Raw genomic sequence first — 9334 nt, forward strand, 5'->3', positions numbered from 1 at the left:
CATGTGGCGGGGGTGTTCTCGCTGGCGGATGCGTGTGTGCTGGTGGCGGCGCGGGCGCGGCTGATGCAGGCGTTGCCTGCGGGCGGTGCGATGGTGGCGGTCGAGGGCACTGAGGAGGAGGTGGCCGCGCGGCTGTCGGATGGTGTGTCGATCGCTGCGGTCAACGGCTCCGAGGCGGTGGTGATCGCCGGTGATGAGGCCGAAGTCCTTCGCGTCGCAGGAGAGTTCGCCGACCAGGGGCGCAGGACGCGGCGCCTTGTGGTGAGCCATGCCTTCCACTCGGCGCTGATGGAGCCGATGCTGGCGGAGTTCCGGCGGGTGGCCGAGGGGCTGAGGTATGAGGCTCCGCGGATCCCGCTCGTCTCCAACGTGACGGGTCGACTGGCCGCCGACGACCTGGTGTGCTCGGCGGAGTACTGGGTCCGGCACGTGCGGGAGACCGTACGGTTCGCCGACGGCGTGCGCGCCCTGGAGACCGAGGGCGCCCGGGTCTTCCTGGAGTTGGGCCCGGACGGCGTGTTGACGGCGATGGCCCAGCACACCCTGGACGGCACCGCGACCGTCGTTCCGGCCCTGCGCAAGGACCGGCCCGAGGAGACCGCGCTGCTGACCGCGCTCGCCCACCTGTACGTCACCGGCGTCGGGGTGGACTGGTCCGGGATCTTCGCCGGCTCCGGCGCCCGCCGCGTCGACCTGCCCACCTACCCCTTCCAGCAGGAGTGGTACTGGCCGGAGGCCGCGCCCGCCGGGCACCCGCAGGACGGCCCGCAGGACCCCGTCGACGCCGAGTTCTGGGACGCGGTGGAGCGGGCGGACCTCGCGTCGCTCTCCGACAGCCTCGAACTCGACGACGCCGCACTGTCGTCGTTGGTACCCGCCCTCTCCGCCTGGCGCCGTAAGCGCGTCGAGCACTCGACCGTCGACGGCTGGCGCTACCGCGTGACCTTCGCGCCGCTGACCGGCACCGCGCCCGGCACCCTCACCGGACCGTGGCTGGCGCTCGTCCCCGAGGGCGGCGCCGACGACGCGTGGATCGACGCCGTCCGCACGGCACTCGGCGAGTCGACCGTCACCGTCGAGGTCGACCCGACCGACCGCGCCGCACTCACCGGACGACTGGCCGCACTCGCCACGGAGCCTGATCGGTTCACCGGAGTGGTGTCCCTGCTCGCGGCCCCGTACACCGACGCTCTCCCCGCCGGGCCGGCATGGCCGAACGAGGCGCTGGCGGCACTGGCGGAGGCCGGAGTCGACGCCCCCCTGTGGTGCGTCACCCGCGACGCCGTGTCGGTGGGCCGCTCGGAGACCGACGTCAGCCCCGCCCAGGCCACCGTGTGGGGACTCGGCAGGGTCGCGGCCCTGGACCACCCGGACCGTTGGGGCGGCCTGGTCGACGTACCGCAGGTGCTCGACCGGCGCTCGGCCGAACGGCTCCGCGCCGTGCTCGCCGGCATCGGCGACGAGGACCAGGTGGCGCTGCGGCCCGCCGGCCTCTTCGGGCGACGACTGGTGCGCGCGACGCACGACGTCCCCGCCACCCCGTGGCGGCCGACCGGCACCGTGCTGGTCGTCGGCCCGGCGAACGGCACCGGCGGCCACTCCGCCCGCTGGCTCGCCGAACAGGGGGCCCAGAACCTGGTGCTGGTCGACTCCACCGGATCGGACGCGGCACCGCTGCGCGCCGAACTCGACGCCCTGGGCGTGCCGATGACGGCGCTCGACTGCACGCCGGCCGACGCCGACGCACTGCGCACCGCGCTCGCCGCACTCCCGGCACAGGCACCGCTGACCGCCGTCGTCCACACCGACGGGCCGTCCGACGCCGACGCCTACGCCACCGCCGAGGAGCCGGGTGCCGTCCTGGCCGCGCTGCGCGCCGACGTGGTGAACCTGGCGGAGGCGGCCGAGGCCGCGTCCGGCGACCGTCCCCTGGACGCGTTCGTCCTCTTCTCCTCGATCGCCGGGACCTGGGGTGCCGGCGGCCGGGCCACCGAGGCCGCCGCGGGCGCCCAACTGGACGCGCTGGCCCGGACGTTGCACACGCGCGGGCTGCCCGCCGTGGCCGTCGGGTGGGGCGGCTGGGCCGCCACCACCACCGACAGCCTGGCCGCCCACCTGAGGGCCAACGGGCTGCCCCCGATGGACCCCGCGCGGGCCCTGACCGCCCTCGCCCGCTCCCTCGGCGCCGACGCCCCCTCGGTGACGGTCGCCGACGTGCGGTGGGAGCAGTTCGCGACCGCCTTCACCCGCAACCGGCGCAGTGCCCTCTTCGCGGAACTGCCCGAGGCCCGCGAGGCGTTGGCGGTCCCGGTCGGCACGGAGGCCGGCACGACGGGCGGCGCGACCGGCCTGCGGGCCGAACTCGTGGCCCGTCCGGACACCGAACGCACCGAGGTCCTGCTGGCCCTGGTCCGCGTCCACGTGGCCGCGGTCCTCGGGTTCGCGGACGCCGACGCCGTACCCTCCGGCCAGGCGTTCAAGGACCTCGGCTTCGACTCGCTGACCGCGGTCGACCTGCGCAACCGGCTGGCCACCGAGACGGGCCTGGCCCTGCCCGCCACGCTCGTCTTCGACTACCCCACGGCCGACGCGCTCGCCGACCACCTGCGGGCCGAGCTCCTCGGCGAGGCGGCCGCGGAACTCCCCGCGGCGGCCCGGTCGCGGCACGTCGACACCGCCGAGGACCCGGTCGTCATCGTCGGTATGAGCTGCCGCTATCCGGGCGGGATCCGCTCGCCCGAGGACCTGTGGCAGCTGGTCATGGGTGAGGTCGACGCCATTGGAGGGTTCCCCGCCGACCGCGGCTGGGATCTGGGCCGGCTGCTGCACGGCGACCGGGACGGCCGCGGCCGGACCGTCACCAGCGAGGGCGGGTTCCTCTACGACGTGGCCGACTTCGACCCCGGATTCTTCGGGATCGCGCCGCGCGAGGCGATGGTGATGGACCCGCAGCAGCGCATCCTCCTGGAAGCCACCTGGGAGGCCCTGGAGCGCACCGGCATCGACCCCGCCACCCTGCGCGGCGGCGACACCGGAGTCTTCATCGGCGGCGGCTCGGGCGACTACCGGCCCGAAGCGGGCCAGCTCGGCCACGCGCAGACCGCGCAGTCGGCGAGCCTGCTCTCCGGCCGGGTGTCCTACAGCTTCGGGCTGGAAGGCCCCTCCGTCAGCGTCGACACGGCGTGCTCGTCGTCCCTGGTGGCGCTCCACCTCGCCGCCCAGGCACTGCGCAACGGAGAGTGCGCGCTCGCCCTCACCGGCGGTGTGACGGTGATGTCCAGCCCCGTGAACTTCGTCGAGTTCGGCGAGCTGGGAGCCCTCGCGCCGGACGGCCGCTGCCGGCCCTTCGCGTCCTCCGCGGGCGGCACCGGCTGGTCCGAGGGCGTCGGCGTCCTCGTCCTGGAACGGCTCTCGGACGCCCGCCGCAACGGGCACGAGGTCCTCGCGGTGCTGCGCGGCTCCGCGATCAACCAGGACGGCGCCAGCAACGGCATCACCGCCCCCAACGGCCCCTCGCAGCGCCGCGTCATCCAGCGGGCGCTGGCCGACGCGGGCCTGGCACCGGCCGACGTGGACGCCGTGGAGGCGCACGGTACCGGCACCACCCTGGGCGACCCCATCGAGGCGCAGGCACTGCTGGCCACGTACGGACAGCGGCGCGACCCCGAACTGCCGCTGCTGCTCGGGTCGGTGAAGTCCAACATCGGCCACACCCAGGCGGCCGCCGGCGTCGCCGGCGTGATCAAGATGGTGCTGGCGATGCGCCACGGCGTGCTGCCCAGGTCCCTGCACATCGACGAGCCCTCGGCGCACGTCGACTGGAGCGCCGGAGCCGTCGAACTGCTGGCGGAACCGGCCGAGTGGCCGGACACGGGTCGCCCGCGCCGGGCCGGGATCTCGGCCTTCGGCGCGAGCGGCACCAACTCCCATGTGATCGTCGAGCAGCCCGCGAAGACCACGGCGGACGCACCCGAGGGTCCCCAGGAGGAGGCGGCCGGCCCGCTGCCGGTGCCCGTGTCCGGCGCCGTGCCGGACACGCTGCGGGCCCAGGCCCGGCAGCTGCACGCCTACGTGTCCGCCCGACCCGACCTCACCGTCGCGGAGTTCGCCCGGTCCACGGCCGCTACCCGCTCGGCCTTCACCCACCGCGCCGCCGTCCTCGCCGAAGGCCGCGAGGAACTGCTCACGGGCCTGGCAACGCTCGCCGACGGACTCGACACCCCCCAGGTCCTTCAGGGCCGGGCGGCCGAGCGCCGCGGCAAGCTGGCGGTGCTGTTCTCCGGCCAGGGGTCCCAGCGCGTGGGCATGGGCCGGGAACTCCACGCCCGCTACCCGGTGTTCGCCGAAGCCCTGGACGCGGTGACGGCACGCCTGGACACGGAACTGGACATCCCCCTGCGGGACGTCATGTTCGGCGACGCGGAGCGACTGAACCAGACCGGCTTCACCCAGCCCGCGCTGTTCGCCATCGAGGTGGCACTGTTCCGGCTGGTCGAATCCTGGGGCATCCGCCCGGACTTCGTCGCCGGGCACTCCGTCGGCGAGATCGCGGCCGCGCATGTGGCCGGGGTGCTCTCCCTGGACGATGCCTGCCGACTGGTGGCCTCGCGGGCACGGTTGATGAACGCCCTGCCCGCGGGCGGCGCCATGGTCGCCATACAGGCCACCGAGGAGGAGGCCCGGATGCTGCTGACCGACGGCGTGTCCCTCGCCGCGGTCAACGGACCGCGGTCGGTGGTCCTCTCCGGTGACGAGGCAGCCGTCCTCGACATCGCCGAGAAGTTCACCGCCGACGGGCGCAAGACTAGGCGTTTGCGGGTCAGCCATGCGTTTCACTCACTGCACATGGACGCCATTCTCGACGACTTCCGACGAGTCGCCCGGGGCCTGGACTACCACGCCCCGACGATCCCGCTCGTGTCCAACGTGACCGGCGAGGCGGCGACCGAGCAGCAGGTGTGCTCACCGGACTACTGGGTGCGCCACGTCCGCGAGGCGGTCCGCTTCGGCGACGGCGTCGCCACCCTCGCCGAACGCGGCGTGACCGTCTTCCTGGAGCTCGGCCCCGACGGCGCGCTGTGCGCCATGGCCCAGGAAACCCTCGACACCCGGCCCGCGCAGGCGGTCACCGTACCGGCGCTGCGCCGGGACCGGGGGGAACAGGAGTCCGTGGTCACCGCCGTCGCCCGGCTGTACGTCGACGGAACCGGCCCCGACTGGGACGCCCTGCTCGAAGGGGCCGCGTCCGGCCCCGGCCGCACCGAGCTGCCCACCTACCCCTTCCAGCGCCAGCGGTACTGGCCGGCCGCTCAGCCGGCCACCGAATCCGCCGCACCGGCCGACGGGGACGACGGCTTCTGGTCGGCGGTGCGCGAGGCCGACTTCGCCGAGCTGCAGACGACGCTGAACGTCGACGGCGAATCGCTGGCCAAGGTGCTTCCCGCACTCGCGGACTGGCGCCGTCGGCGCGGCGAGGACAGCACCGTCGACGGCTGGCGGCAGCAGATCGCCTGGCAGCCGCTGACCTCGCAGCCGGCGCACGCGCCGGCCGGCACCTGGCTCGCCGTGCTCCCGGCCGGCCACCTGGACGACCTCTGGGTCGCCGACGCCGTCGCCGCCCTGGGCCCGGACACCGTGCGCCTGGAGGCCCCCGGCCCCGACCGCGCGGCGCTGGCCGAACGGCTGCGTCAACTGGCCTCCGAAGGAAAGGAGTTCGCGGGAGTAGTGTCGCTGCTCGCCCTCGCCGCGGCACCCGCGGACGGAGCGGACGCCCCCGAGGGACTGGCCCTGACCACCGCGCTGATCCAGGCGCTCGGTGACGCGGAACTCACCGCACCCCTGTGGTGCATCACCCGCGGCGCGGTCGCCGCCACCCCCGCCGAACCGGTGCCCGGCCTCGCCCAGGCCGCCGTATGGGGCCTGGGGCGGGTCGCCGCCCTGGAGTACCCGCAGCGCTGGGGCGGTCTGATCGACCTGCCCGACACCCTCGACGAGCGCACCACGGCCCGCTTCGCGGAAACCCTCGCGGCCCCCGGCGGCGAGGACCAGATCGCGATCCGGCCCTCCGCCGCCCTCGGCCGCCGGCTGGTTCCCGTACCGGCCGGGTGCGGCACGCCGGAGTGGGACCCCACCGGCACCGTCCTGATCACCGGCGGCACCGGAGCCCTGGGCGCCCACGTGGCCCGCCGGCTCGTCGAGGCGGGTGCCCGGCACCTGCTGCTCCTCAGCCGCCGGGGCGCCGCCGCCCCGGGAGCGGATGCCCTGAGGGACGAACTCACCGCACTGGGCGCGGAGGTCACCCTCACCGCCTGCGACGCCGCCGATCGCGACGAGCTCGCCGAGGTCCTCGCCGCGATCAGCGACGAGGCGCCCCTGACCGGCGTGATCCACACCGCGGGCGTCCTGGACGACGGTGTCCTCGACAGCCTCACCCCGGACCGCTACGAGGCCGTCTTCCATGCCAAGGCCGCCTCGGCCCTGGCCCTGCACGACCTCACCCGAGATCTGGACCTGGCCGTGTTCGCCCTGTTCTCCTCGTCCTCCGGAGTGGTTGGCAACGCCGGCCAGGCCAACTACGCAGCAGCCAACGCCTACCTGGACGCCCTCGCCGAACAGCGCCGGGCCCAGGGCCTGGCCGCGACCTCGATCGCCTGGGGCGTGTGGGGCGGCGACGGAATGGCGGCCGACCACCGAGCGGCCGAGGCGGCCCAGCGCACCGGAATCCGGCCACTGGACCCGGACCTCGCCGTCGTGGCGCTGCGCCGGGCCGTCATGGACGGGCGGCCCACCGAGGTCGTCGCCGACATCGAACGCGACCGGTTCGTCCGCTCCTTCACCGCCGTACGCCCCAGCCCGCTCCTCGGCACCGCGAACGTCGCCGAGCACCGGGCGATGGGGGCGAGCGGCGAGGAGGACACCGGCGAAGCGCTGCGCCGGAAGCTGACCGGTCTGCCGGCCGCCAAGCGCTCCCAAGCCGTACTGGACCTGGTCCGCACCCGGGCCGCGTCCGTACTGGGACACCCCACCGCCGACCTGGTGGGTGCCGACCGGGCGTTCCGCGACCTCGGCTTCGACTCCCTCAGCGCCGTCGAACTGCGCAACCAGCTCGGCGCCGCGACCGGACTGACGCTGACGGCCACGCTCGTCTTCGACCACCCCACCCCCGTCGACCTGGCAGAGCACATCCTCGGCCTGCTCCTCCCCGCCGAGGGCACGGAGCAGGGGACCGGCGCCGACGACCCGGACGCCGCCGGCATCCGGGCCCTGCTCGTCTCCGTCTCCCTGAACCAGCTGCGCGAGATCGGCGTACTCGAACCCCTGATGAAGCTCGCCGCGGAGCAGACCGCGGTGTCCAACGGCGAGGCCGTCGCCGCGACGGCAGCGGACGCCTATGACCAGTCGATCGACGCGATGGACGTCGCCGACCTGGTGCAGGCGGCACTCGACGGCAACTCCTCCCAAGAGCGTTGACAGAGCGGAAAGAGCGGACCATGACCACATCCAGTGAAACCGTCGTCGAAGCCCTCCGCGCCTCGTTGAAGGAAGCCGAGCACCTGCGCCGACAGAACCGCAAACTGGCCGCCGCGGCCACCGAACCGATCGCGATCGTGGCGATGGCCTGCCGGTACCCCGGCGGCGTGCAGTCGCCCGAGGACCTGTGGGAACTCCTGGCCGCGGGCAAGGACGCGATCGGCGCGTTCCCCACGGACCGCGGCTGGGACCTGGACGCGCTGCGGGACGCCGGGGTCGACGCACGCGGCAACGCCGTCAGCCAGGAAGGCGGATTCCTCGACGGCGTGGGGGACTTCGACGCCGGCTTCTTCGGCATCTCCCCGCGCGAGGCCGTCACCATGGACCCGCAGCAGCGGCTGCTCCTGGAGACCTCCTGGGAGGCCATCGAGCGCGCCGGCATCGACCCGAGCACCCTGCGGGGCAGCCGCACCGGCGTGTTCGTCGGCACCAACGGCCAGGACTACGCCTACCTGCTGGTGCGCTCGCTGGCCGACGCCACCGGCGACATCGGCACCGGGATCGCCGCCAGCGCCACCTCAGGCCGGCTGTCCTACACGCTGGGCCTGGAAGGCCCGGCGGTGACCGTCGACACGGCGTGCTCCTCCTCGCTCGTGGCCCTGCACACGGCGACCCACGCCCTGCGGGCCGGCGAGTGCTCGCTGGCCCTGGTCGGCGGCGTGAACGTGATGTCGTCGCCGGGTTCCCTGATGGAGTTCAGTCGGCAGGGCGGTCTGGCCGCGAACGGCCGGTGCAAGGCGTTCGCGGACGCGGCCGACGGCACCGGCTGGTCGGAGGGCGTCGGTGTCCTCCTCGTCGAGCGGCTGTCCGACGCCCGCCGCAACGGGCATCCCGTGCTCGCGGTGGTGCGGGGCTCGGCCGTCAACCAGGACGGTGCCTCCAACGGCCTGACCGCGCCCAGTGGGCCCTCGCAGCAGCGGGTGATCCGCCAGGCGCTGGCCGGCGCCGGGCTGGCGGCGTCGGATGTCGACGTGGTCGAGGCGCATGGTACGGGTACGCCGCTGGGCGACCCGATCGAGGCGCAGGCGCTGCTGGCCACCTACGGTCAGGGGCGGGACGCCGAGCGTCCGCTGCTGCTGGGTTCGGTGAAGTCCAACCTCGGCCACACGCAGGCCGCGGCCGGTGTGGCGGGGATCATCAAGATGATCCTGGCGATGCGGCACGGCGTGCTGCCNCGCCGAGCGTCCGCTGCTGCTGGGTTCGGTGAAGTCCAACCTCGGCCACACGCAGGCCGCGGCCGGTGTGGCGGGGATCATCAAGATGATCCTGGCGATGCGGCACGGCGTGCTGCCGCAGACCCTGCACGTGGATCAGCCGACATCGCACGTCGACTGGTCCTCCGGTGCGGTGGAGCTGCTGACGGAGCCCCGGGAGTGGCCCAAGGCCGACCGGCCATGGCGGGCCGCCGTGTCGTCGTTCGGGATCAGCGGCACCAATGCCCACGTCGTCATCGAGCAGCCGGACCCGGCCGAAGAGCCGGAAACAGAAACGGCGTTGACGCCTTCCGTCGTGCCGTGGCCGGTGTCGGGCAAGTCCGAGGAGGCGCTGGCGGCGCAGCTCGAACGGATCTCGTCGCGCGGCACCGCGACGTCACCGGTGGACGTGGGCTTCTCGCTCGCCTCGGGCCGTTCGACCTTCGCGCACCGCGCGGTGCTGCTGGCGCAGTGCCCCGACGGCGAACTGACCGAGGCGGCCCGCGGCCGCGCGGAAACGGGCCGCCCACTCGCGGTGCTGTTCTCCGGGCAGGGTGCGCAGCGGGTGGGGATGGGTCGGGAGTTGTATGGCCGGTTCCCGGTGTTCGCGG

The 9334-nt window shown here is 74.3% G+C and carries 2 protein-coding genes; both read left to right on the forward strand.

Annotated features, from left to right (window positions below; genetic code table 11):
• The coding region (locus ACO1BR_RS43180; protein WP_426800597.1) for a type I polyketide synthase at positions 1–7470 on the forward strand (7470 nt) is incomplete at its 5' end.
• A 20-nt stretch (positions 7471–7490) separates the two neighbouring features.
• Positions 7491–9334, forward strand: a 1844-nt coding sequence (locus ACO1BR_RS43185) for a beta-ketoacyl synthase N-terminal-like domain-containing protein (RefSeq protein ID WP_426800598.1), incomplete at its 3' end; no start/stop codon positions are given.

The organism is Streptomyces sp. YGL11-2, assembly GCF_050054615.1.
In the GTDB taxonomy this organism is placed as follows: Bacteria; Actinomycetota; Actinomycetes; order Streptomycetales; family Streptomycetaceae; genus Streptomyces.